Raw genomic sequence first — 24,739 nt, forward strand, 5'->3', positions numbered from 1 at the left:
GGCTTATCCCATTCCCAGCAGCGAGAGAATATCGGCAATCTTGGCATCTAGCTCGTGCCACTCGTCGTCGGCCTGCGACCCTGCCACGATACCCGCCCCCGCGTACAGGCGGATCGCCGTATCGCTGACATGGGCACAGCGAATCGACACCGCCAGCTCGCTGGAGCCATGCCCCACGCGGCCAAAGGCACCGGCGTACCAGCCCCTGGCGTGGCGCTCCAGCTCGCGGATTCTGTCCAGCGCCGCCGCCCGCGGGGTGCCGCCGACGGCGGGCGTGGGCGGCAGCACGCTGAGCAGCTGCTGGTCGGTGATGAAGGGGTGCAGCTCGGCATGAATTTCGCGGCGAATATGCTGCACGGACCGCAGCGGCACCACGTGGGCCTCGCCCATCTCCAGACTCTGGGCCAGCGGCTCCAGCTGGGTCAACAGCTGCTGGTACACGCACTGGTTTTCCAGGCCGTTCTTTTTATCGGCCAGCAGCGCTCCGGCGAGCGCTTCATCCTGCGCCGTGTCACGCCCCCGCCGGGTCGTACCGGCCAGTGCCTCCGTGATCAGCTGCTGGCCCTGGCGGCGGTAGAGCCGTTCGGGGGAGCAGCCAATCAGCGCCGTACCGGGCGCCCACTGCACCCCGAAATGAAAGCAGTGCCGCGCCTCGGCCTGCCAGCGCCCCAGCAAGGCCCAGGGGCTGGGCACGCGCTCGGCGGTCAGGCAGGTTTCTCGGGAAAGCACCACTTTGGGAAGCTGCTGCAGCCGTTCGGGCTGGGTCACCTGCGACACCCAGCGGGCCCACTCCGGCCGAGTGGGCGTATCACACCGCTGGTAGCTGCCATGGGCCACCGGGGGCAGCGGCTGTTCCGGGACGATGGCCGCCAGACACGCCTGGGCGGTGGCCAGCTCTTCGGCGGGCGGGCGGTCATCGAAGTGCAGGTTCACGGAAAGCGTGCACCGCCCCTGCTGACGCTTGAGCAGCACACGGGGCAGTATGAAGCGGCAGTCACCAAACCCGGGCCAACCCGCCGCCTGAGCATCGAAGGCCACCCCGCCGAAATAGTCGGGCGAGCCGCTGGCGGGCTGGGGCTGGGCTTGGGCCTGGGATTGTGCCTGCCCCTGCGCCTGACGCTGCATATCGACCTGCAGCGCCACCAGAGAGTCAAACGCCCGCGCCTCGCCCAGCACGGCATAGCCCGCCGCCGAGGCCTCGCGCGGCTGCCAATAAAGGCGGGGCGTCACGCACTGTGCGTTCAACCACCCCACCAAATCCTCCACCTCGCAGGGCACGCTCAGGCTCTGCGTACCCCGGCATGCCAAAAGGTCCAGCGCCGACAGCTGTGCTGCCAGCGCCTTCGCGGCCTGGATCACCTGCATAGCAAACTACTTCCCTAATAACCGATGCCTGATATAGGGTAGCACCCAGCGGTCGCCACCATAGTGCCCGGCGTTGGCACCGGCCACCAGCAGGAAAAAGCTCAGGGCGATCATCCAGGGGTTGGTGGACACCGTACCCGCCATCAAGAACGACATGTTCATGACAATGGCGAAGAAAGCGGCATAGCAAGTCAACACGCCCACGATCAGGCCCAGCCCCACCAGCACTTCTCCCAGCGGGATCATTACGTTGATCACATCGACATACGGCAGCGCGACATGCTCCAGAAACGCCACGTAGTTGGGGTAGACCATACTGCCTTCGCGCATGACCGGGTTAGCCACGGCGTTGCGCAAAAACCCTTCGGCATTGAAGCCACCGGTCATCTTGCCGATGCCCAGGGTCAGCCAGGTAATGCCCAGGTACAGCCTCAACAGTAGCCAAACCAAGGCAGCATATTTGTTTTGTCTGAAAAACTCGCCGATCATCGCGTAGACTCCTGCCACGTTCACTGTCAGGGGGAAGCCCCCCAGTGTGCGTCAGGACGGATACCTCTTTTTTGACCCAGGTCGTGGTTTTGCCATTAATGATACAGAGCCGAATGTTTACTCTACCCGATGGCTACACCGACCGGCCACGCTGACCAGTTCAGCGACTGCAACAGGAATGCTCACCATGGAACACACCACCCCACACCGCCCACTCCATGCCTGGCTGCTCGCCGCACGGCTACGCACCCTGCCGTTGGCCTGCGCCTCGATCCTGCTGGGTTCGGGCATGGCGGCGCAGGCGGGTGGCTTTCAGGGTGGGGTGCTGCTGCTGTCGCTGCTCACGGCCATTCTGCTGCAGGTGCTTTCCAACCTGGCCAACGATTATGGCGATGCCCAGTCGGGGGTGGACGATGCTAGCCGCACCGGCCCCGTGCGGGCGGTGGCCAGCGGGCTATTGACCCCAGACGCCATGCGCCGGGGTATGCTGCTCACCGGGCTAGCGGCGGCCATAGCGGGGTTGTCGCTGCTGTTCGTCGCTTTTGGCAGCGACCTGCGCAGCTGGCTGGTGTTCGTGCTGCTGGGGGCTGCGTCCTTGCTGGCGGCCATCACTTACACCGTGGGGCTGGGCGGCAAGCCGTATGGCTATCGTGGGCTGGGGGACGTGGCGGTATTCGTGTTTTTTGGGCTGCTGGGCGTGCTGGGCACCCTCTACTTGCATACCCAGAGCCTGAGCGGGCTGGCCATACTGCCCGCCGCCGTGTGCGGCTTGCTGGCCACCGCCGTGCTCAACGTCAACAACGTGCGCGACATCCACAGCGATGCCCGCCACGGCAAGATGACGCTGGCCGTGAGGCTGGGCAAACGGCGGGCCGTTCTCTACCACTGGGCGCTACTGGGCACCGCCCTGCTGCTGACGCTGGGGTATCTGCTGTGGCTGCCCGTGCCCTGGGTGGGCTGGAGCTGCCTGGTGGTGGCCAAGCCGCTCTACGACGCCGGGCGCACGCTCAGCCGCACCGAGGATGGCGAGCAGCTAACGGGCATGCTCAAGAAAACCGCGCTTTCCACGCTGGTTTACAGCCTGCTGCTCGCGATGGGGCTGGCGCTTGCCTGACGGCGCCCTGGGGCTTGGGGTCAAGGGCCTTACAGCACGACCTCATAGCCTTCGAATTTGGGCGGGCCGAGATAAATGCCTTCCGGCGATTTGGCATTGGCGTGGGCCTTGCGGAAAGCCTCTGACTTGGTCCAGGCGCGGAAGGCCTCTTCGGATTCCCACACGCTGTGGGAGATGAACACGGTGTGCTCTTCCTGGCTTTCGCCCTGCAGCATGTGAAACTCCTTGAAGCCCGGCACTTCCTCCAGGTGGGAATCGCGGTTGCGCCACACCTCCAGAAAATCCTCTTCGCGGCCTGGGGCAATCCGAAAACGGTTCATGGCAATGTACATCGAGACTCTCCTGTTGATCGGGAGTAGATAGAGTGATTACGCCAACGCTGGCTTGATGGTAACGTCTTCGGTTCATCACGAATAGATTGCGACGAACAGGCGTTACGGCTCATGGCTCAGGCCCCCCTTCAGGTCGCTTGGTTCAAACGTGATTTGCGCATTCACGATCACGCACAGCTCGCCCCCACCCTGTAAACCGGTTGTGCACAGAGTTATCCACAGATTTTCACTTTCCACAGTTATCCCCGAGCGCTGTGCATAACAGTGTTGGTGAGCGCTTGGTAACCTTCCGCGAGCCGCGTGTGGCGTGGTCTTTAGCGAGAAGTGCAAAAAATGATCGCTGTGAATGAGCGTGAAGAAACAACGGCTTACACAACTAAGTCAAGTAGTGCTGGAGAAGTGATTCACAAGTGAACTGGGCTCGCGAAACCGGCCGTGACATACATATATTGACATATATGAATATCGCGAATAGTCTACCCACGATCCGTGACCTGCTCCGCTCGGGTTCTTCTGACCTCGTCGGCCATGGTTTTTGACCTCCAACATCGACTATTTTAGATATGCAGGTAAACGAAATGACACAATCAGAACTTTTCAAAACCACTCAGCTGGGCCCATACACCCTCAAGAACCGAATCGTTTTGCCACCGCTGACCCGTTCGCGCAGCTCCCAGCCTGGCAACATTCCGAACGATCTCATGGCCACCTATTACCGCCAGCGCAGCGGTGCTGGCTTCATGGTGACCGAAGGCACCCAGATCGAGCCTCGTGGACAGGGCTACGCCTGGACTCCTGGCATTCACAGCACCGAGCAGATTGAAGGCTGGCGTAAGGTCACCGACGCCGTTCACGCCGAAGGGGGTGTGATCTTTGCTCAACTTTGGCATGTGGGTCGCGTGTCGCACACATCGCTGCAACCCGGTGGTGAAGCGCCCATCGCGCCATCAGCCATCCGCGCGGACAACGTCAAGGTGTTCATCGAAACTGGCCCCGGCACGGGTACACTGACCGACCCATCGACCCCACGAGCGCTGTCCACCGAAGAGGTAAAGGAACTGGTTGAGCTCTACGCCCAAGCAGCCCGAAATGCTCTGGAGGCAGGTTTTGACGGGGTGGAGCTTCACTGCGCGAACGGGTACCTGGTAAACCAGTTCATTTCGGCCCATACCAACCAGCGTGATGATGAATATGGCGGTTCGCTGCAGAACCGTCTTCGCTTCCTGCGCGAAATCACCCTCGCCGTTGCTGGTGTGGTCGGTAAGGAGCGCGTTGGCGTTCGCTTCGCCCCGCTGTTCGCGACCACAGACGAAGAGCGCGTCTACCTTGGTCTGGTCGAAGAAGACCCTCATCAAACCTACATCGAGGCAGTGAAGATCCTCGAGGAAGTGGGCATTGCCTACCTGTCGCTCGCCGAAGCCGATTGGGAAAACGCACCCGAGCTGCCTGAGACGTTCCGGGAAGCTGTTCGTAAGACCTTCAGCGGCAAGATTATCTATGCCGGCAGGTACACCGCTGAACGAGCAAATCGCGTGATAAAAGCTGGCTGGGGCGACCTGATCGCTTTTGGCCGCCCCTTCATTGCGAACCCCGACCTGCCCGCGCGTATCGCCAACAACTGGCCGCTTAACCCAGTTGATCCAAGCAGCATGTACGGCGGTACCGATAAGGGCTACACCGACTATCCTACTTACACACCCTAAGCGCTCAGAGCCACGCCCCATAACTCAGGGGCGTGGCTCAGCGTTTGCTGACCGAGGAAGTTAAGCATGTACCAACCGAGCACGACTCCCTACCAAGAGCATAGGGGATTCAAACGGACCTTCAGGCAGGGGCATCTAAGCCTTGGGCTGTTCTTTCCCCTGGAGGCTTTCCAGGGTGATACACCGAGCATGCTGGATCAGGTCGCGCTGGCCAAACGTGTAGAGGCACTTGGTTTTTCGGCGCTCTGGTTTCGCGACGTCCCGCTCAGGGACCCAAGCTTCGGCGATGTCGGCCAGGTTTTCGACCCTTGGGTGTATCTGGGCTACATCGCAGCCCATACAACAGAAATCGCACTAGGCACCGCCTCCATCGCCCTTACGTTGCGTAATCCCTTGCACACGGCAAAGGCCGCAGCGAGCATTGATCAGTTGAGCGGAGGTCGTTTGCTCCTGGGAGTAGCCTCTGGCGATCGTCCCGTGGAGTTTCCCGCATTCAGCGTTGATCCAGAAAAGCGTGGCGAGACCTTTCAAGAAAACCTCAATGTGATACGCCAAGCCCATCGAACACACTTCGAGCCCATTCGCTGGAGTCACGGCGAGTTACTGGGGGCCGATCTCGTTCCCAAACCTACGACTCGGGAAATACCGCTATTCGTAACCGGACATAGCCGCCAGTCGCTCGATTGGATCGCCCGTGAAAGCCATGGATGGATCAACTATCCACGTCCGCCAAAAATGCAGCGACTCATCGTGGAAGATTGGCGACAGGAAACGGCTAAACAATGTGGCACTATCTACAAGCCGTTCTTGCAATCGCTGTATATCGACCTGGACGAACACCCATCCACACCACCCTCGCCTATCCATCTAGGATTCCGGCTGGGACGTAACTACCTTCTGGCCTTGCTGGATACACTTCAGGAAATCGGTGTAGATCACGTCATCCTGAACCTCAAGTATGGTAAGCGCCCCGCAGCAGAGGTTATCGAGGAACTTGGCAAACATATCGTCCCTAAATTCGGCGCGCAGGTGCCCGATAGCCCTACCTGACAGGGCAATAGGATTCCACTCCAAGCCTGCCCATCACTGCGAAGGGCAGGCGCGGAGATCATGGTGAAGCCTTCCAATTTGCTGCGTGAATCAGGAAGATATCCAGATAGCGGAAAAGAGTAGGTATAAAAAATTCATGACTATTGACGTCAACGAAGCCCTGAAAGCATTGGCGAACCCGACGCGCCTTGCCATCCTCAATTGGCTCAAGGATCCCAGGACGAACTTTCCCGAGCAGGAGGTCGATCCGGAAACGGTAGGCGTGTGCGTCAGTATCATCCAAGAGCGCACGGGCCTCTCTCAGTCAACGACATCGCTTTATCTCGCAGCTCTACAGCGAGCGCAATTGGTGACATCGCAGCGGATCGGCCCTTGGACCTACTACAAGCGCCACGATGAGAATATCGATGCCTTCCTCAAGGCGCTGAAAGAAAGAATATAGGGATGGTCTGAAATGGTCATGTGTTTTGACTGACGATGGGCAGGCTCAGTCCTACCTCAACGCTATTAGCTCAGCGCATCCAACGACTGCTCAATAATACTCAACCCTTCCTCCAGCACTGCAGACGACACCGTCAGCGGCACCAGGATGCGGATACTGTTGCCGTAGAAGCCGCAGGAAAGGAGGATCAGGCCTTTCTCGCGGGCTTTGGCGCAGAGTGCGGCGGTGAGCTGTGGGTCGGGCTTGCCATCGCGGTTAAGCAGTTCGAACGCGGCCATGGCGCCGAGCTGGCGGCCGTGGGCGACGGCGGGGAAGCGTTCTTCCCAGGCGGCGAAGCGTTCGGCCAGCATGTTGCCCATCTGTTCGCTGCGGGCCAGGATGTTCTCTTCTTCGATGGCTTCGATCACCGCCAGGGCCGCCGCGCAGGAGAGCGGGTTGCCGCTGTAGGTGCCGCCCAGGGAGTTGGGGCCGGAGGCATCCATGACATTGGCGGTGCCGACCACGGCAGAGAGCGGCATGCCGTTGGCTAGGCTCTTGGCGGTGGTGAGAATATCCGCTTCGATGCCGCTATGCTCCAGCGCAAACAACTTGCCGGTACGGGCAAAACCGGACTGCACTTCGTCGGCGATCAGCAGAATGCCGTGCTCGTCACATAGCGCTCGCAGGGCTTTCAGGTAGTCCGGTGAGGCGATGTAGAAACCGCCTTCGCCCTGAACCCCGGCATGTGGAAGCATCTGGGGGAAGAAAAGGATGCCCCGGATTCCCGGTGCTGTGTTGCCGCCAAGCGTGGCGCCATCAAGAAGATGGACGACAGTCCGATGAAAGCGCTGCTGCTCAAGATCGAGAAGGCGAAGGCCAGCATCGGTGCCAAGGTCGAGCATCCGTTTCATGTGATCAAAAACCTCTTCGGCTACCGGAAGGTGCGCTACAAGGGGCTGGCCAATCTGGTGCTGGCGGCACGATGCGAAGGACGCGTTGACAGGGCCAGTGCGTCTTGAATCTGCCCTGCCAGCCGGATAATCCGGCTGGCAGGGGAAACAGACCACCTTCGCTGGTCAGAAAGCGACCGCTGATGCAGTGAAAGCGCCATTATGAGCGTTTCAGCCGCTTAGAGACGAATTGATCAGCGGTTCCTTAGTGTGATGTATTGTTGCATATTAGCACCTCCAATTAGGTGGCCAAATTCACTATGCCACTACGGATGAATGCTGCTGAATAAGGGGAGTGAAATAACGGGGCTGAATAAAGGCAACATAAGGAATCACCCCTATCGCTTCGCGCATCGCTGTTTTAGCTCAACCTCAATGAACGAAAAGGCGGTATCACCATTGTTGATCACATTGTGTTCGGTGCCTTCCACCCGGTTGTAGCAGACACCGGCTTGTAGAGCGACTTCACGGTTACCTTCCGGGGTTTCCAGCAACATCTGACCATCATGCAGGGGAATAATCACATAGTCATGGGCATGGGTATGCCAGCCGGTTTCCGCGCCAGGCGGAAAATCCCAACGGGTCACAATCACCTGATCGTTATCAATTTGCTGGTAGCTGCTGGCTTGTGATCTTGCCATTTTTCACTTCTATGTATTGAAAGAAACGCATTCAGAGAAACGTTCTGAGAGAAACATATCGATATCAGCGAGCCAAAAGAAATCCATTGAAAATCCGGGAAATCATGCGCTGTCATTTCGCAGTTCACTGGCGGAGATACCAAAGTGCTGCTTGAAGGCACGGCAGAACTGGGCCTGTTCGGAAAACCCCCAGCGATAGGCAATCTCACCGATGTTGACCCCTTGGGGGGAAGCAGCCAAGTCGCGATGCGCCGCTTCAAGGCGTTGCACTTTGACCCACTCTCGCACGGTATAGCCCGATCCGGAAAACAGTTTATGCAAATACCTTAGCGAAATACCGCAGAAGGCGGCAATACGGGCGGGCGTTAACTCCGGATCACCGAGATGGGCGGATATATAGCGTTCAATCCGCATCAGATGGGCTGTTTTCAGATGCGACTGGTCGCTATTGAGGACGCGCTCATCCTGCTCCAACACCAGCGACAGCATGCTTAATGCCTGTTCGAACAGGCGGTTCTGATCATCTGAACTGCATTCATTCACGCGCTGAGAGCAGATCATCAGAAACTCGACAAAGGCGCAGCCAATACCTTTCTGGGCGGAAAAACAGTGCTGCGAATAACGTTCCGGGCGGCGGATACGGTGATTCATCGCCTGACTTGGAATCTTGAATACCCACATATCGTTGGGGTCTTCATAGCCAAAGCGGTAGGGGGCATCCCCCTGTTCGACGATGAAGTGCCCCGGCGGGCAATCCAGGCTGCGCCCATGCTGGGAAAAGAACACCTGGGTGCGCAGCGGAATGGTGACCAGAAAAGAGGCATGGTCATCCTGGGCGATCTGCGACTGGCTGCGGGAGTATTCGGCCTTGTAGGAACACAGCCGCGACAGCGAGAAATCACTGCCCTCGGCCTTCCAGACCTTTAGGGAGCCCTGAAACGGAGCCTGGGCGTGGCCGTAGTTGAGGGTTAACGGAAAATAGGTCTGAGACACCAGTTGTGTCCAGCGCTGCTGGGAATCATACGATAACATGGCACTGGACTGACTGTTATCGAGGATGGCATTGTTCATTATCATTGCCTCTTCACCACATCAGAAGCAGCCCTGCCGCCACAGGTGGCAGAGCGCTTTATGCTCACTGTATGTTCACCTATGTGTTTTTGGCTGCGGCCAAGGCCCCCTTACCCCCAATGATCAGATGAGCGCTGACGCAGAGACTCACGGTATTGGCCGGTGGATTTTTCCAACAGCTCGCCGGTACCCCAGTCGAGCACCACACCGTAACGGCGAATCACATCCAACACGTCGAGCCCGCCATCACGATACTGCTGGGCGACCTGCTCAGGCGGTGTCTTGAGCCATTGGCGACGCTCGCGGCGAATACTGTCGCGCGTTTGGCGAGTGGCGTCATCATCAATACGGTAGTCATCGATATCCGGGTCGTGGACCTGAATCACCACCCCGTAATCAAGCGCGGCACGCGCCACCGAGACATAGCCGTCAATCACGTCTTCCAACACCTCCTCCGGCAGGCGCTCAAGCGGGTCACCGAAGCCGCCACCACCGGCTGAAGGCCGGGTGAAAGTATCGCCGGAATAAATGGGCACGTTAGAGAAGGTTGCACCCAGGTATTTTTCCTGGGGCGTGCCTTTGTTGACCCAGACCCCATGAGGGACGGACGGCAAGCCACCATTGATGCCCCAGGTCACTGAGCGGCCCCGGTCACAGCAATAGCTCATGACCGTCTTATCGACCTGCGTCAGCACGCCGCCCTTTTGCACGCCGCAGCCACCGCGGAAGCGCCCCGGCCCGCCGGAATCCATGCTGATTTCATGGCACATGGTCAGCACTGGGTTAAGGCGCTCCTGGCCTTCCACCGGCTGCACGGCAAGGCCGGTGCCGAACACCGGAGATGTCGCGGAGGAGCCGTCCTTGCTGTGACGCCCGCCCCAGCCACCGGCCATCCAGTCGTACCACATAAAGTAGCTGGTGGTGTCGGTGCGCCCGTCGTTACCGCCAATCAACAGGTACTCCAGATTGAAGGCACAGGCCATGGCCCGCTCCGGCATGATACCACTCCAGAGCTCGAAGATGCCGTTCATGATCTTTTCATAGGGGCCGGAACAGAAACCGGTTACCGCATGGGGCCAGCCGGCATTGACCACACTGCCCTCTTCGCCAATATTCGCGGTGACCGCCCGGTAGAAGCCGGAGTTGAGCGGCACATCCGGGAAGAAGGTCTTGGTGCCCGCGTAGATCGCCGAGTGGGTGGTGCCGTAACCGGAGTTCAGGAAGGTCGAGACTGCGGCTGCCGAGCCGGTCAGGTCATAGTGGATGCCATTGCCATCCAGCTTGAGCTTGATGCGAATGGGTACCATCCCTTCCCCAAGGGCCGGGTCAGCATCAATATAATCGACGGTTTCCCATTCGCCTTTGGGCATGTCCGCCAGGCTTTTCAGGACAATGCGTTCCACATAACCCTGGGTCTCCTGCATGGCGGCCACCACGGTGGCTTTGGAGTACTTTTCCACCAGACGCAGGATTTCCCGCTCACACACGGCGGTGGCCTCGGCCTGGGCCTGCAGGTCGCCCATGGCCTGGGCGGGGGCACGCGTGTTGGAGACAAGCAGCTGGGCCACATCATGCAGGAAGCAGCCCTGCTGCCATACACGAACCGGTGTGATCCGCAGCCCTTCGCTGAAGTGGGTGCTGGCATTGACATCAAACGACCCCGGCACGTTGCCGCCGATATCCGCCCAATGCCCCTTGTTCTGGGCAAAGCCGATAATCTCGTCATCAATGAAAATGGGCCGGATAAAGCTGACATCGTTCAGGTGGGTACCGCCCCGGTAGGGGTCGTTGATGGCAAACACATCCCCCGGCTGAATGTCACCGGCAAACTCTTCCAGCACCGCCTTACACTGGAAATGCAGGGTACCCACGTGCACGGCAATGTCGCCGCTGCCCTGCATGACCGTATTGCCCTTGGCATCGCACAGTGCCGAGGAAAAATCCCGCGAATAGATAACAAAAGAGTAGCAGGTCCGCAGAATCTGCTCGCTCATCAGGTCAACGCTGGTGGCAAAGGCGTTTTTCAATACTTCAAAGGTGACCGGATCAAGGGTGCCTGAATTATAGGTATTGGGCGAGTTCATGCGTACGCTCCTTTATCGAGAATCTGGATCCGAATATTTTTCCACTCATCAATGGATGCCCGGGTGTTGGGCGGCACGACGGTGGTGGAGTCGAGCTGGTCGATGATCGCCGGCCCGGACAGCTCCACGCCAGGCACCAGGGTATCGCGCACATAGACAGGGGTGTCGTGCCATTGGCCATCAAAGAACACCTCCCGACGGGCACCTGGCTCGGCGCTGGCATTGGCCACCTTTTCAAACGGCGCAAAGGAAGGCTTAGGCGTCTTGCCTACGGCACGCAGGTGCAGCTGATAGATCTCGACCGGCTGTTTGTCCTGACGGAAAGAGAACTGACGCTCGTGTTCCTGATGGAAGGTTTCCACGGCATCTTTGAGAAAATCGGCGTGGGTGTTCATCGACACCTGCAAAGAACGCCACTGGCCCTGGTAACGCATTGAAATACCGCGCTGTAGTACCACATCCTCATCGGCAACACCTTCATGGCGCAGGCGCTCTGCAGCCTCGGCTTCCAGGCCACGGAACTGCTTTTCAAGATCGGCGTTGTCGGCATCTGCGGCGGATGCGGTATACATCATCGACAGATCATGCTGAATATCCACCAGCAGACACCCCATGGCGGAAGTAACACCAGGGTTGGGCGGCACAATCACGGTAGGAATGCCAAGCTCCCTGGCCACATCCGCCCCGTGCAGGGCACCGGCACCGCCAAAGGCGATCAGGGCAAAGTCGCGCGGGTCCAGCCCACGGCGAATGGATACCAGACGCACGGCGTCGGCCATGTTGGCATTGGCCACTTTGAGGATGGCCTGGGCGGCATCGGCGGTTTCAAGCGCCAGCGGCTCGCCGATTTTCGAGCGGATCACCGAGGAAGCCTGCTCTCGGTTGAGTTCCAGTGCACCACCGGCAAGGCTTGTACCCAAACGGTTGAGCGCCAGGTTAGCATCGGTATTGGTCGGCTCTTCCCCACCGCGTTCATAACAGGCTGGCCCAGGGTCCGCCCCTGCCGATTGCGGCCCGTTGCGCAAGGCACCGGCAATATCAATATGCGCCAGCGAGCCACCTCCAGCGCCAATGGTCAGTACTTCAATACTCGGGAAGACAATCGGGTGACCATATTCCACCCCCCACTGTTTGGTCACGCGTAATTCGCCGTCATGGATCAGCGAGATATCCGTGGAGGTACCGCCCATATCCAGCCCAACGGCATTCTGATAGCCACACTGCTCGGCGATATGTTTGGCTGCAATGGCCCCGGCGGCAATCCCTGACGCTGCCAAACGAACCGGAAAATGCTTGGCCATGGCCGGGGTCATGGAGCCGCCCCCGGAGTGCAGCAGCAAGAGATCATTGGCGTAGCCACCGGCACTGAGCTCATCATCAAGCTGCTTGACGTAATCAGACACCAGCGGCCCCAACACCGTATTGGCCACGGCAGTATTGAAGCGGTCGTGCTCAAAGATCTCCGGCAGGATCTCGGAAGAGGTCGAGACGTTGGCCTCCGGCAGTTCCTCTTCGAGGATCTCGCGCATACGCTGCTCGTTCTTGGCGTTAGCGTAAGAGTTCATAAAGCAGACGGCGATGGTGGTGGTGCCGCGACGTTTTAACTTGCGCGCCAGAGCGCGGGCTTCGTCTTCATCCAGCGGGGTCACTATCTCGCCGGCGTAATCGACCCGCTCGGTGACTTCAAAGCGGTCACGGCGGCGAATGTAAGGCCCGCTGACATCAGCGTAGGCGTCCCACAGGTTGTCCTTGGTGCCATCGCGGATTTCGATCACATCGCGAAACCCCTTGGTGGTGACCAGAGATGCCTTGGGGAAGCGTCGGGTAATCAGGGCATTGGTGGCCACCGTGGTGCCATGAAAGAACAGATCGACATTCGATAACTCGATCTCGCCTCTTTTTACACCATTAATAACCGCTTGCATGGGGTTATTTGGCGTCGAAGGAACCTTGGTAACCCGAAACGCCGTAAGCGCTCCACCAACCCCATCTTCTACAGCTGAGTAGCACGCGTCAGACTAGTGTCACCCGATTCCAAGGAGGACACCATGACCGACCTGACCTCGACACAGGCCTTCTGGCTGGGCCATTTGTTCCATGCCTCATCCCGGCAGCTGGCGTTAAGTGAATATGCGGTGGAGCAAAGACTGGACCTGGCGGCTCTCATGACCTGGGAAAAGCGTCTGGCCGTGCAAGGTGTTGTTGTGCCACCGCGTCATCGCCCGGCGCGTTTTGTTGCGGTGGAGGTGGTGCGATGATCCGGCCGGATACCCGGCTGCGGGTCTATCTGTGCCGCGAGCCCGTCGACATGCGCAAGCAGATCGATGGACTGGCCCTGTTGGTTCAGGAGGCCATGGAGCTCAACCCCTTCGAGGAGGCGGTCTTCGTGTTCGGCAACCGCCAGCGCGACAAGGTGAAGCTGCTGTTCTGGGAGCGTAACGGATTCGTGGTCTGGTACAAGCGCCTGGAGCGGGAGCGCTTCAAGTGGCCGGACAGCCTGGAGAGCGACACTGTCACGCTCTCGGGCCAGGAGCTGAACTGGCTTCTGGATGGCTATGACCTCAGCGCCATGCGCCCCCATAAGGCCCTGGATTTTCAGTCGGTTGGCTGATTTTCTGCTGCTTTCAGCGGCGCCGCTTGGTAAAATGGCGGCATGATCTCACCGGCCTCGACATCTTCCATCAGCGTCTCCCAACTGCAGCGCCAAGTGCGTGCTCAGCAGGAGGAGATTGCGCGGCTTCATCGCCTGATGGAGAAGAAAGAGGCGGAGTGGGAAGCTGCCAAGGCCGCGCTGTTCGAGCAGTTCCGTCTGGCCATCGAGCGTCAGTTCGGCCCCTCCACCGAGAAGTACCGCGTCGAACAGGGTGATCTCCTCATCAACGAGGCCGAGGTGGCCGTGGATGAGGAGGAGGACGCGGCGACTGCCGATGACGCGAACGCTGAAGAAACCGCTGCTGAATCTCGCCAGCCGGCCAAGCGCCGCACTCGCGGCGGCCGCCTCGCCTTGCCGCCCGAACTGCCGCGCGTTGAGGTCGTGCACGAGCTGCCCGAAGACACCCGTCGCTGCGCCGAGGATGGCACCGAGCTCAAGGTCATCGGCGAGGAGATCAGCGAGGAACTGCATGTGGTGCCGGCACGGGTCGAGGTGATCCGCCATGTGCGTCGCAAATATGCCTGCCCGGCCTGCGAGGAAGGCGTACAGATCGCACCGCCACCGGCCAAGCTGCTGCCCAAGAGTAATGCCAGTGCCACCTTGCTGGCCTACATCGCCACCGCCAAGTACCAGGATGCCTTGCCGCTCTATCGGCAGAGCCAGATCTTTGCCCGCCACGGCATCGAGATCCCGCGTAACACTCTGGCGCGCTGGATGGTGCAAGCCGGTCAGCGTATGGCGCCACTCATCGAGGCGCTACGCCGACACCTTTTACAGGCGCCATTGATCCACATGGATGAGACCACCCTGCAGGTCAATGCTGAGCCGGAACGCAAGGCCAGTTCGACCTCCTACATGTGGCTACAACGCGGTGGTCCACCCGGCCAGCAGGTGGTGCTGTTTGATTATGACGCCAGCCGAGCCGGCCGGGTGCCCGTACGCCTGTTGGGTGACTATGCCGGTCGCCTGGTCACCGATGGCTACGAAGGCTATGCCGAGGTGGTGCGCAAGAACGGCATCACCCACGCGGGGTGCTGGGCGCATGCACGGCGCAAGTTCGTCGAGGCCCAGAAAGTGCAGCCCAAGGGCAAGACCGGCAAGGCCGACTGGGCACTCAACCAGATCCGCAAACTCTACGCTGTGGAAAGGCAGGCCAGGGCGTTGGCGCCCGAGGCGCGTCAGGCATTGCGTGATCAGAAGAGCCGCCCGCTGATCACCCAGCTGCGCACCTGGCTCGACAAGTCGCTGACGCAGGTGCTGCCGAAGAGCACGCTGGGCCGGGCGCTGCACTACCTGGAGGGCCAGTGGCAGCGACTGACCCGCTTCCTCGATGACGGGTTGATCCCGCTGGACAACAACCCGGCCGAAAACGCCATTCGCCCCTTCGTCGTTGGCCGCAAGAACTGGCTGTTCAGCCACACCCCGAGCGGTGCCCAGGCCAGCGCGGCAATCTACAGCCTGATCGAGACGGCCAGGGCCAACGGCCTCTCGCCCTACGAGTACCTGCAGTTCGTGTTCGAGACCCTGCCCGCCCTCAGCGACGATGACCTCGACACACTACTGCCCTGGCAGTGGAAAGAGACATTACCGGTCTAAACGATACCTGTATAGATGGGGTTATTGGACCGCTTACGAAACGCCTGGGTCGATGCGTTATAGATACACACATCGGTAAAGGTTCCACCAGCATCCACCGCCACTCTCAGATCGGGCATATGACACCTCGTTTATGTTTTTTAGTTAGATGATTTCCGTTTAACGCTTTTAGCTATCCTGCGGGCAAAACGGATAATCGACCTACCGGCTTTAAAACACTCTGATCAAGTCGCCAACTTCATCAGATGAATATTCAAATGTGCTATCAATATTGACAGGCAAGAATGAAACCGCTTTTTTATTATCGACATCAAGAATTTATTACTGGAAGAATACCGCTTATTTTTCACTCGCCTAAAAACATGGATAAATCGATTGAAAAAGCGTGGGTAGCCAGACACTAAAGGAACGCCGTTTGCTCTCACCTACCCACGCTATAAGACGAAGACCTCGGGTTAAGACATTAACGGTTTAACGCTTATTTCAGGCTGGCGACGTACCAGTCTTCCCGCGCAAAACGCAGCCCAAGTTCGTAGGCGATATAGGCAACGACAAAGGTCGCCGGTGCCGAGAACCCGGCGATGGCAGGCATGTTCATGATGACGATGCCTACCAGGGTGGCGCCACACCAGGCCACCAGGCCGCAGGGGTTGAAGGCCGGTATATAGGCGTTATCCAGCTCCACATGCCCATTGAAGCGGTCCTGATAAGTACGCGACAGAATATGCGCCAGCGCCACGCCGACCCAGGCCACCACAAAGACGCCCTGATAGGCCAGTGCCTGAAGAATGTAGGAGAAGACGTCCGCCATCATCAGTACATAGGCAATGACACCAATGGCGCAGCCCGCCACTATCTTGGACATCTGGATACCGGTGACCTTGCGGATAAAAGATTCAAAGTTGACGGTTGCCAGGTAAAAGTTGGCGGTGTTGATACGGCTCTGGGTCACCCATACCAGCAACAGACCACCAACGCCCATCAACTCAAGCAGGCCCAGCACGATAGAGGCTTCCGAGAGCCCATCGGTGGGGATCATGGAGTCCAGCAGAATGCCGACGATGCCACTGAACAGGAAGGTCATGGCATAGAAAGGAATACCAAAGGTTATCCGGGTGTGGAATTTGCTGTCTTCCTGGCGGCCGAAACGGGCGTAATCAAAGGTGAACATCATCAGCACCCAGACCCCCATATAGTAGGCAAAGGTCTGCAACCATCCCCATGGGGAGGCACCACCTTCCGGCACACGGGTCAACCAGCCGGAGGGATACCCGAACTCAGCCACCGCCATGCCCACGGCAATCAGCATCCCCACCACATACACCGGCAGGAGCACGCCATTGAACTTGTCCAGCCAGTGCTGAACACTGCCGAAAATCAAGGCCACCCCGAGCGCGACAACAATCGCCGTTGACACCGCCATGGGCAGCACACCGCTCCATTCCGAGAGCACCAGCGCCATCACATAGCCTTCAACCCGGCTTATTCATGAGGCAGGCCTGAAAACGAAGATAGCGGATGGTATTCTCTATAAAAATCAGTGCATTTCGCCAAGAATCTGATTCAAGAGGACCATCCGCTATGGGTGAAAGCATATCTCCCTGGATTCCGACCTGCAACGGATCTATACGCGTTGAGCTCGACGGCCAACGCACCACCAGCGACAGCGGCGCTTTGCTGCTGCGTGAAGCCCTCGACAACAGCGGCCTGATCGACGCGCTGGAGGATAACTTGGTCGATAGACGCAACCCACTACGTATCCGTCACTCCCTGGCCAGTCAGCTGCGAACGCTGGTGCTGCAGCGCGCGATGGGCTGGATCGACCTCAGCGATACCGACACGCTGCGCCGTGACCCGCTCTGGCAACTGGCCTGCAGCGATGCGCGCGGCATGACGCCATTGGCTCAAGATCGGCCCTCTCAAGCCACATTATCGCGGCTGCTGGCATGTCTCGGGCGTAGCGACAACATCGATGCCGTACACGAAGGCCTGCTGCGACTGGTAGTCTGGCGTCTGACCTCGCTGGAAAAGGGCAAACGCCCTCATCAGCTGACACTGGACATCGATGGTCTGCCGATTGAGGCTCACGGTCACCAGGGCGGCTCGGCCTATCATGGCCTTTACGGGGCCCGCATCTACTCGCCGCTGGTCGCATCGTTGGCGGAGACCGGCGACATGGTGGGCGGCTTGCTGCGGGAGGGCAATGCCGGCCCAGCCGAGGATGCCGACACCTGGATCCCGCATCTAGTACGGCGACTCAACGAGAGCACCGGTGCCCAGGTGCGAGTGCGCATCGACGCTGGCTTCACTGACAATGCGACATTGGAGGCCTTGGAAGAGCGCGACATCGAGTACCTGGGTCGGCTGCGTAGCCATACAGGTCTGCAGAAGCTGGCAGCGCCCTATCTCAAGCGACCGAGTGGCCGACCACCTGAGCAGCCTCGTGAATGGTGCCACGATCTGGAGTATCAAGCGGGCTCCTGGTCGGCACCGCGTCGCGTGGTGCTGGTGGTGCAGGAACGCCCCGATGACCTGCTGCTGCATGCCTTCTTCCTGGTCACCAACCTCGGCAAGTTCGACTGGCCGCCGGAGAAGGTTCTGGCGCTCTACCGTAAGCGCGGCAGTGCCGAGGCGCACATGGGCGAGGTGAAATCAGCACTCGACGTGCATCTCTCCTCGACCGACCGCGGCGCTTCCACCGTTCAAGAGGTGATGGCCCGCAACGAAGTGAGCCTGCTACTGAGTCTCTACGCCTACCAGGTCTTGCATGGACTGCGCTGCCTCCTGGAGCGGCAAACCCACCAGGGCTGGAGCCTGAGCCGGATGCGCGAGCAAGTCCTCAAGATCGCGTCCACTATCTCGCTACACGCCCGGCGCATCACTGTTCACCTTGGCGATGCCGCTGACAAATGGTGGCCCACCTTGCTTAAGGGGCTACCGAAGCTGACCGCACTGAGCTGATACACGGTTGATATCACAACCGATCCAAGCGCAAGGCGGCCATCACGATGGCTGGCGATCACGGCTGCCCTGATGGCCGGAATCGATTACTGAAGGTTATATAGCAACAAAGAAACCGTACTGTTTGGGTATATATCGGCAGGTATTCACACCGCAAATACGGCTGCTGGGAGTCGGTGCCAGCAACCTGGGGCTTCGCGATGCTCAATCAGCATACTCATGAATAAGCCGGGTTCAAAGACGGCATAATAAAGGGCAGTCGCAAAGAAGATCAGCGTCGCCACCACGGCCCCGAAATGGCCAAATAATACCTTAGAAAACAGGGCTACGGTTAAACCGGTTTTCATCGAGTACCGGCTGATGACACCATTGATAACTCCATAGGCAATCATAGTTAAAACAATACCGATCAACGCATTGGTGGTACCATAACTTCGTGCCATGGCCGCTGCCACTACCATATAAAAGATAGCGCTGCACACAGCCCACCAGGCCATCATTAGATTGATCTTGGGCATTCGTCCTTCTGGAGGAACGGGGCGTTCTGAAAAATCCAGATCGCTTGTTTCATTCTGTTGATTGCTCATTTCACTTCTCTCTTAGTGTTTGACTTTTTTTAAAAACAGCAGCCATCAATACCTTTTAAACACCCTACACGGTGTTTAATCAGCCAGCTGCCATCAAGTTTGTTGTTATCCTGCGAGAAGGCGTTAGAACACTCACACCATAGCGCTAATCCATTCAGGATGTTTGGCCTGCAGCGCACTGTCCGTTAGCCTGACGTGCACTGCAGGCAACGCCGTAAGGAATTCTTCGGCTTAGGGGATGTTTCTTAGCTGCTCCAGCACCTGCTGATAGCGGGCTCGCGCAGCCAACGCCTGCTCCAGCGTTACCTGAACAAAGCGAACTTTCTGATGGGGCTGGATTTGGCCTACGGTGTCCATATCGGCACTGATCACGGTGCCGATCATGGCGTAGCCACCCCCGGAAACCGCATCCCGGTGCAGAATGATCGGCTCGCTGCCACTGGGCACCTGAATCGAGCCAATCGGGTAACAGGCATCGACGATATTCGACGGGTCGTCACCGGCACCAAAGGGCGGCTCACGCTGGATGAAATCCAGTTTGCTACCGCCTTTCATGCGATAGCCGATGCGATCTGCCTCCGAGGCCACCGACCAGTCCTCCTGATAGAAGCGCTTGGCACTGTCAGGTTCTAGGCGGTGAGCATAAAGTCCCGGCATGACGCGCAATTCATAGCGCCTGGAAAACACAGGCACGAGATTATCCGGCAGGCTGCGCCCATTGATCGCCTTACCATGAACGGGCAACAGTGCCAGGGAGTCCCCCGCCTGCAGGGTGCGCCCGTGCAGCCCGCCCAGAGAGCCCAGCGCATAGGTGCTGCGGCTATCCAGCCGTTCGGGCACGTCTATGCCGCCCTCAACTGCCAGATAGAGCCGCGCCCCTGCCCTGACGAAATCAAAACTCAGGGTGGCACCGGCGGGTACTTCGAACACTTCATTGAGCGGCTGAGAGTCACCATCGACACGCGGCAGCATTTCGGCACCACAGGCGGCCACTTTACGTGTTTCGGTAAAGCGCAATTCCGGGCCCATCAGCGCGCATTCAATGACCGCTGCGCCTTCTGGATTGCCCAGCAGAAGGTTAGCTGCGATCAAGGAGCGCTGATCCATACCGCCAGACGGTGGAATGCCAAGATGGTAGTACCCCTGACGCCCTTTATCCTGGATAGATGACGCCAGGCCCGGCTTGATGACTTCAATGCTCATACAGTGCCTCCTTAACGCGACGTGCATAGCCATCCGGATCCTGGTTAAAGGCATCCAGATCAAAGGTGAAAGGTGTCACGGTTGGCGAGAACTGGCCTTTTTCAGCGCCGGCCAGCAGGGTGTCATACTCGTCACGCTCGACAGCTCGGTACTTGACGATATCCCCCGGGCGGAAATAGATCATGGAGGCATCGATATGCGGCTGTTCGTCGACGGGGTCATAGATGGGCATCGGGGTTACCCCGAACATCTGGTAACCACCAGCCCCGCGCACCGAATAGATCACGCTGAAACAGCCACCGATTCCGACCGTCTGTTTGGGGGTATCGGTGCGTGGGCGCAGGTATTTGGGCACTTGAATCTGCCGTTCTCGCGGCACCATCTGGTACATGAAGGGCAGCCCCGCCACAAACCCCACCATGGAGACAAACCAGGGAGTATCACTATGCGCCTTGATAAAGGCATCCACGCTGTCGTAGCCGTTGATGCGAGCGGCATACTCTAAGTCTGTCGCGTTGGGGTCCTGGTGATGGTCGCGAAAACGCATCAGGGTTTCATGGGTCCAGGGGTCGTTGTACAGCACCGGCACTTCAATGATACGGGTTTCCAGGGTACGTACCTGCTGGCTTGCTACCTCCTGCTCCAAGGCTTCAAGCTTTTCCTGAAGCGCCTGGGCCGTCAGCACATCCGGGTTGTAACGCACCTGATAGGACGCATTGGCCGGGCATATTTCCACCACCCCTGGCAGGGCAATCTCACGCAGGCGCTGGGTGATGGAAATGGAGCGGAAAAAGGCCTCCAGGGTCATTTCCTCGTTGAGTTCAACGAACAGAAATTCATCACCGGCCTGGCTGTAGCGGGTGGTGGCTGTCATCTCATTGCTCATTGATGGCCTCCTTTACAGTGGCATCGTGGGGGGTGGCCTTGTGCTGATCTGCCGCTGACGCAGAGGACTCAAGCCAACGCTCCAGAAAGTTGGTGTCAAAGGCACCCGCCTTGACATTGGCATCCTCGATCAGTCGCCGATGCAGGCTGGCCGTAGTGGTAAAGCCCTCCAGCCGGAACTCGTCCAGCGCCCGGCCGGCGCGCACCAGTGCCTGCTCTCGACTGGCATCCCAAACGATCAGCTTGGCCACCAGCGAATCGTAGAAAGGCGGCATCTTGTAGCCGTCGTACAGGCCGCTATCAACGCGAACGCCCGGGCCTGTCGGCCAGGTCAGGCCGTTGACGGTACCGAGTGAGGGGAAGAAATTCCGATCCGGGTCTTCGGCGTTGATGCGCATTTCAACCGCCCAGCCCCTCAGAGTGATGTCTTTCTGAGCAATGCTCAGCGGCTCTCCACCAGCCAGAATGATCATCGCCCTGACCAGGTCAAATCCGGTGACCATCTCGGTGACCGGATGCTCCACCTGAATACGGGTATTCATCTCGATGAAGAAAAACTCGCCCGTCTGGTCATCAAACAGGTATTCCAGGGTACCGGCCCCCCTATAGCCGACGTGCTCCGCCAGCGCTACCGCGGATTCACACAGACGCTGACGCGTGGGCTCATCCAGCGCGGGGGATGGCGCTTCCTCGAAGATCTTCTGGCGGCGACGCTGCAGGGAACATTCGCGTTCAAAGAAATGTACGGCGCGCTGGCCATCGCCCAGCACTTGCACTTCGATATGCCGCGCCTGGGTAATAAAGCGCTCCAGGTAAACCCGCCCATCGCCAAAAGCAGCCTGGGCTTCCGCCTGGGCCTGAGGCAATTGCTGGGCGAGCATTCCGCTGTCTTCGGCCACCCGGATACCGCGCCCACCGCCACCGGCAGCGGCCTTGATCAACAGCGGGTAGCCCACGTCTTCGGCCACCGTCTTGGCCTGATCAAGGCTTTCCACCGCCGTTGGTGAACCAGGCACCACGGGGACGCCGGCGGCCATGGCCGTCTGCCGGGCGCTAGCCTTGTCTCCCATGCGGGCGATAATATCCGCATCCGGGCCCACGAAGATCAGCCCGGCCTCCTGGACGGCGCGCGCAAAGTCAGCGCTTTCCGACAGGAACCCGTAGCCGGGATGCACCGCATCCGCCTGGCAGTTTCTAGCAGCGTCCAGGACAGCAGGAATATTGAGATAGCTTTTGGCGGCCTGGGCAGGGCCAATGCAGACGGCTTCATCCGCTTGGCGAACGGCCAGGGTGTCGGCATCCGCTTCGCTATGGGCCACGATACTGACAACCCCCAGCTCACGGGCCGCCCGCACGATCCGCAACGCTATCTCGCCTCGATTGACGATCAGCAGTCGGCGTATCATTCGCTGACCTCCAGGGTGGCAATCACGTCACCCGCTTCCAGCACGCTTTCATTCTCGGCAGAAAACCCCGTGACGGTACCTGTCATTTCGGCCTTGAGCTCTACAAACTGCTTCATCACCTCGATCAGGCCAATCACATCACCGGCATTGACCTGCTGGCCCTCATCCACATAAACGGGGTCATCCGGGGAAGGTTGACGATAAAAAACGCCAGGAAAGGGAGCGTGAATCTGTTGTGTTGTCATTGCGTTTCTCCTGTTGATTGGTCATTCGTCAGCGCCAGTCGCCTGGTTCAGGCGTTAGCCGTCGCTGAGGGTGTGGGGCGTGTTACCCGAATCCCGGCATCATCCAGGGCCTTACGCACGGCCTTAACCAGCGCCAGCGCCCCTGGAGTATCGCTATGAATACAGATAGACTGGAAATCCACCGCCACGGACTTGCCCGATACAGCTTCCACCGTGCCTTGCTGGCAGGCACGCAACACTTTCTGCGCCACTGTATCGGGGTCCAGGCGCTGCACCTTGCGCACGAAGACAATACTGCCTTCGTCGTTATAATCCCGGTCGGCATAGAACTCTTGCACTCTGGGCAGTCCTTGCATGCGTGCTGCCTCATCCAGCGCCGACCCCGCCAGACAATAGACAGGCAGCTGCGGTGCAACCCTGGCTAGGCCTTCACACAGCAATCCGGCAAAGTCGGCATCCTTGGCGGCGTGCATGAACAAGGCCCCATGCAGCTTGAAATGCTGCATGTTAAGACCTTCCAGATGCGCCAGCTCGCGCAGGGCCCCCAGTTGATAAAGGGCATCGTTGACGAGCTCTTCCGGTGCTGCGGCAATCGCCCGCCGCCCGAATCCCACCAGATCACGAAACCCCGGATGCACACCGACCCCGACGCCGTGGCGGGCAGCCAGCTGCAGGGTCGCTCGCATGGTACTGGGGTCGCCGGCATGAAAGCCGGCGGCGATATTGGCCGAACTGATCAATGGCATGATATCGGCATCAACACCATCCCCTATTGACCAGGCACCGAAGCTTTCTCCCATATCCGCATTCAGATCAATTGTTGTGGTCATTACGTCTCTCCTTGGTCGTCGCATTTATTAATGACAGTTAAGAAGAGACATTGGTAATATTAATTCTTGTAGAATGATATCAAAAAATCCGAAGGCAGGAGTCAGACGCCCATGATGCGCGATTTATCCCTGCGTAAGCTGCGTTATGTGATGGCGGTGGCCAAAAGCGGGCGCGTCATACAGGCCGCGGTTGACCTGAATGTCTCGCAGTCCTCAATCACCACCGGGGTCAAGGAGGTGGAGGAACAATTGGGGGTGGCGCTGTTTCGCCGAACCAGCCGAGGGATGATCCTGACCCGCGAAGGCAACCGCTTTCTACAACGGGTCAACTACGCCTTTCAGGCGTTAAATGATGCTTTTGATAGCCTGGAAGACACCCACTCCACGCTCAAGGGAACCTTGAGGCTGGCGATGACCTATACGGTCGCAGGGTATTTCATGCCGCCTTTGCTGGCGCAGTTTCAGCGACGCTACCCCTGGGTCAGGGTGGAATTACACGAGGTGCCGCGCCCGGATATCGAGCAGGGTCTAAAGGCGGGTGATTTCGATTTGGCCACCATACTGACGTCCAATATTGAACATTACCAGTGGCTGGAAACACTGACGCTGACGCAGTCTAAACGGCGGCTTTGGGTAAACGGGCAACACGAACTCCTCAAGCAGGAGCACATCACGCTCAGAGATATTGCCCATTATCCCTATATCATGCTGACCGTGGATGAAGCGGACCAGTCCGCCATGAAATACTGGAAACCAGAAGGGCTAACGCCTAACATCCTGTTTCGCACCTCCTCGGTGGAGGCGGTGCGCAGCATGGTGGCCAATGGCACCGGCATCACACTGCTTTCCGATATGGTATACCGGCCCTGGTCGCTGGATGGCAAGCGCATCGAGCATATTGAATTGAGCAACCCCATCCCGCCCATGGAACTGGGGTTATCCTGGCCGCGACACCGCCCGTTAAGCCCCGCAGCCAAGGCGTTTCGTGAGCTGGCTCAAAGTTATTCGGCGTAACGCGCTCATGCGCCTGTTCATGGGTTAGGCGACGAGTTTGCCAATTCAAGGGCATCCACGTTGCGATCAAAGGCCACCATTTGCGCAATGTCTCCGCTTTGTACCGCTTTCACCGGACAAGCGGGGTTTCGATCACATC

General features: G+C 58.8%; 24 protein-coding genes and 3 pseudogenes. 10 read left to right on the forward strand and 17 right to left on the reverse strand.

The features are described from left to right. Positions 1-3: 3 nt before the first annotated feature. Together RVM26_RS13720 and RVM26_RS13725 are read right to left on the reverse strand one after the other, a co-directional pair. Positions 4-1,365, reverse strand: coding sequence for an isochorismate synthase (locus RVM26_RS13720; protein ID WP_498939209.1), 1,362 nt, complete (start codon positions 1,363-1,365; stop codon positions 4-6). Positions 1,366-1,371: 6 nt separating this feature from the next. Then, positions 1,372-1,854 carry a DoxX family membrane protein gene (locus RVM26_RS13725; protein WP_058578110.1) on the reverse strand — a complete coding sequence of 161 codons (483 nt, stop codon included), beginning with the start codon at positions 1,852-1,854 and terminating at the stop codon, positions 1,372-1,374. A gap of 187 nt (positions 1,855-2,041) precedes the next feature. Here RVM26_RS13725 and menA point away from each other — a divergent pair, with 187 nt between their 5' ends. After that, entirely contained in the window at positions 2,042-2,968 is a 927-nt protein-coding gene (menA, locus tag RVM26_RS13730; protein ID WP_058578109.1) for a 1,4-dihydroxy-2-naphthoate octaprenyltransferase, read from the forward strand. A 29-nt stretch (positions 2,969-2,997) separates the two neighbouring features. Here menA and hmuQ read toward each other — a convergent pair whose 3' ends face one another. Next, the gene (hmuQ, locus tag RVM26_RS13735; protein ID WP_016915196.1) at positions 2,998-3,300 is read right to left on the reverse strand and encodes a heme-degrading protein HmuQ; all 303 of its coding nucleotides are present in this window, start codon (positions 3,298-3,300) and stop codon (positions 2,998-3,000) included. A gap of 578 nt (positions 3,301-3,878) precedes the next feature. Between hmuQ and RVM26_RS13740 the strand changes: the two genes are divergently transcribed. The 3 genes from RVM26_RS13740 to RVM26_RS13750 all read left to right on the forward strand — a co-directional run bounded on the left by RVM26_RS13740 (position 3,879) and on the right by RVM26_RS13750 (position 6,495). After that, positions 3,879-5,003, forward strand: coding sequence for an alkene reductase (locus RVM26_RS13740; RefSeq protein WP_498939212.1), 1,125 nt, complete (start codon positions 3,879-3,881; stop codon positions 5,001-5,003). A 66-nt stretch (positions 5,004-5,069) separates the two neighbouring features. Continuing rightward, positions 5,070-6,053 carry an LLM class oxidoreductase gene (locus RVM26_RS13745; RefSeq protein ID WP_498939214.1) on the forward strand — a complete coding sequence of 328 codons (984 nt, stop codon included), beginning with the start codon at positions 5,070-5,072 and terminating at the stop codon, positions 6,051-6,053. Between the two features lie 136 nt (positions 6,054-6,189). Continuing rightward, complete coding sequence (locus RVM26_RS13750) at positions 6,190-6,495, forward strand: ArsR/SmtB family transcription factor (RefSeq protein ID WP_218313922.1); 306 nt, start codon at positions 6,190-6,192, stop codon at positions 6,493-6,495. Positions 6,496-6,560: 65 nt separating this feature from the next. On the opposite strand, the pseudogene RVM26_RS13755 reads toward RVM26_RS13750, so the two are convergent. Beyond that, positions 6,561-7,211 (reverse strand): annotated as a pseudogene (locus RVM26_RS13755) (aspartate aminotransferase family protein); the annotation flags it as partial. Between the two features lie 24 nt (positions 7,212-7,235). On the opposite strand from RVM26_RS13755, the pseudogene RVM26_RS13760 reads away from it, so the two are divergent. Beyond that, positions 7,236-7,493, forward strand: a pseudogene (locus RVM26_RS13760) (IS5/IS1182 family transposase); the annotation flags it as partial. Positions 7,494-7,762: 269 nt separating this feature from the next. On the opposite strand, the gene RVM26_RS13765 reads toward RVM26_RS13760, so the two are convergent. The 5 genes and pseudogenes from RVM26_RS13765 to RVM26_RS13785 form a co-directional block, all read right to left on the reverse strand. Next, the gene (locus RVM26_RS13765; protein ID WP_218313923.1) at positions 7,763-8,065 is read right to left on the reverse strand and encodes a cupin domain-containing protein; all 303 of its coding nucleotides are present in this window, start codon (positions 8,063-8,065) and stop codon (positions 7,763-7,765) included. Positions 8,066-8,167: 102 nt separating this feature from the next. Further along, positions 8,168-9,136, reverse strand: a complete 969-nt coding sequence (locus RVM26_RS13770; protein ID WP_218313924.1) for a helix-turn-helix domain-containing protein — start codon at positions 9,134-9,136, stop codon at positions 8,168-8,170. 110 nt (positions 9,137-9,246) lie between these two features. Continuing rightward, positions 9,247-11,220, reverse strand: a complete 1,974-nt coding sequence (locus tag RVM26_RS13775) for a hydantoinase B/oxoprolinase family protein (RefSeq protein WP_218313925.1) — start codon at positions 11,218-11,220, stop codon at positions 9,247-9,249. Then, positions 11,217-12,749, reverse strand: a complete 1,533-nt coding sequence (locus tag RVM26_RS13780; RefSeq protein ID WP_498941765.1) for a hydantoinase/oxoprolinase family protein — start codon at positions 12,747-12,749, stop codon at positions 11,217-11,219. The genes RVM26_RS13775 and RVM26_RS13780 overlap by 4 nt, the downstream gene beginning before the upstream one ends. Continuing rightward, positions 12,738-13,178 (reverse strand): annotated as a pseudogene (locus tag RVM26_RS13785) (hydantoinase/oxoprolinase N-terminal domain-containing protein); the annotation flags it as partial. The gene RVM26_RS13780 and the pseudogene RVM26_RS13785, both read right to left, overlap by 12 nt. A gap of 90 nt (positions 13,179-13,268) precedes the next feature. Between RVM26_RS13785 and RVM26_RS13790 the strand changes: the two are divergent. The 3 genes from RVM26_RS13790 to tnpC are packed head-to-tail and all read left to right on the forward strand — an operon-like array spanning position 13,269 to position 15,469. Further along, positions 13,269-13,478: a hypothetical protein gene (locus RVM26_RS13790; protein WP_443589282.1), complete on the forward strand. Its 210-nt coding sequence runs from the start codon at positions 13,269-13,271 to the stop codon at positions 13,476-13,478. Then, a complete protein-coding gene (gene tnpB / locus RVM26_RS13795; protein WP_443589284.1) occupies positions 13,475-13,831 on the forward strand; it encodes an IS66 family insertion sequence element accessory protein TnpB in 357 nt (118 codons plus the stop codon). The genes RVM26_RS13790 and tnpB overlap by 4 nt, the downstream gene beginning before the upstream one ends. Before the next feature lie 42 nt (positions 13,832-13,873). Continuing rightward, complete coding sequence (gene tnpC, locus RVM26_RS13800) at positions 13,874-15,469, forward strand: IS66 family transposase (protein ID WP_498939217.1); 1,596 nt, start codon at positions 13,874-13,876, stop codon at positions 15,467-15,469. Here the strand turns inward: tnpC and RVM26_RS13805 are convergent. Both RVM26_RS13805 and RVM26_RS13810 read right to left on the reverse strand, forming a co-directional pair. Beyond that, positions 15,466-15,588 (reverse strand): hypothetical protein, encoded by a 123-nt coding sequence (locus tag RVM26_RS13805; protein WP_498939219.1) that lies wholly within the window; start codon positions 15,586-15,588, stop codon positions 15,466-15,468. The genes tnpC and RVM26_RS13805 overlap by 4 nt on opposite strands. Positions 15,589-15,947: 359 nt before the next feature. Then, on the reverse strand, positions 15,948-16,931 hold the full coding sequence (locus tag RVM26_RS13810; RefSeq protein ID WP_498939221.1) for a purine-cytosine permease family protein: 984 nt from the start codon (positions 16,929-16,931) through the stop codon (positions 15,948-15,950). 119 nt (positions 16,932-17,050) lie between these two features. Between RVM26_RS13810 and RVM26_RS13815 the strand changes: the two genes are divergently transcribed. Beyond that, the gene (locus tag RVM26_RS13815; protein ID WP_498938342.1) at positions 17,051-18,430 is read left to right on the forward strand and encodes an IS1380 family transposase; all 1,380 of its coding nucleotides are present in this window, start codon (positions 17,051-17,053) and stop codon (positions 18,428-18,430) included. Positions 18,431-18,576: 146 nt separating this feature from the next. Here the strand turns inward: RVM26_RS13815 and RVM26_RS13820 are convergent, their stop codons facing one another. The 6 genes from RVM26_RS13820 to RVM26_RS13845 all read right to left on the reverse strand — a co-directional run bounded on the left by RVM26_RS13820 (position 18,577) and on the right by RVM26_RS13845 (position 23,586). Then, positions 18,577-19,017, reverse strand: a complete 441-nt coding sequence (locus tag RVM26_RS13820; protein WP_498939223.1) for a purine-cytosine permease family protein — start codon at positions 19,015-19,017, stop codon at positions 18,577-18,579. Between the two features lie 231 nt (positions 19,018-19,248). Continuing rightward, entirely contained in the window at positions 19,249-20,220 is a 972-nt protein-coding gene (locus RVM26_RS13825; RefSeq protein WP_218313928.1) for a 5-oxoprolinase subunit C family protein, read from the reverse strand. Beyond that, positions 20,210-21,106: a 5-oxoprolinase subunit B family protein gene (locus RVM26_RS13830; protein WP_218313929.1), complete on the reverse strand. Its 897-nt coding sequence runs from the start codon at positions 21,104-21,106 to the stop codon at positions 20,210-20,212. Before RVM26_RS13830 ends, RVM26_RS13825 begins: the two co-directional genes overlap by 11 nt. After that, entirely contained in the window at positions 21,096-22,511 is a 1,416-nt protein-coding gene (locus RVM26_RS13835; RefSeq protein ID WP_218313930.1) for an acetyl-CoA carboxylase biotin carboxylase subunit, read from the reverse strand. Before RVM26_RS13835 ends, RVM26_RS13830 begins: the two co-directional genes overlap by 11 nt. Then, positions 22,508-22,756 carry an acetyl-CoA carboxylase gene (locus RVM26_RS13840; RefSeq protein ID WP_218313931.1) on the reverse strand — a complete coding sequence of 83 codons (249 nt, stop codon included), beginning with the start codon at positions 22,754-22,756 and terminating at the stop codon, positions 22,508-22,510. The genes RVM26_RS13835 and RVM26_RS13840 overlap by 4 nt, the downstream gene beginning before the upstream one ends. 47 nt (positions 22,757-22,803) lie before the next feature. Next, positions 22,804-23,586 (reverse strand): 5-oxoprolinase subunit PxpA, encoded by a 783-nt coding sequence (locus RVM26_RS13845; RefSeq protein ID WP_218313932.1) that lies wholly within the window; start codon positions 23,584-23,586, stop codon positions 22,804-22,806. A gap of 111 nt (positions 23,587-23,697) precedes the next feature. Here RVM26_RS13845 and RVM26_RS13850 point away from each other — a divergent pair, with 111 nt between their 5' ends. Continuing rightward, positions 23,698-24,600 (forward strand): LysR substrate-binding domain-containing protein, encoded by a 903-nt coding sequence (locus RVM26_RS13850; protein ID WP_218313933.1) that lies wholly within the window; start codon positions 23,698-23,700, stop codon positions 24,598-24,600. Positions 24,601-24,739 lie beyond the last annotated feature (139 nt).

Origin of the sequence: Halomonas sp. KM072 (assembly GCF_050710315.1) — a bacterium.
In the GTDB taxonomy this organism is placed as follows: domain Bacteria; phylum Pseudomonadota; class Gammaproteobacteria; order Pseudomonadales; family Halomonadaceae; genus Vreelandella; species Vreelandella hamiltonii.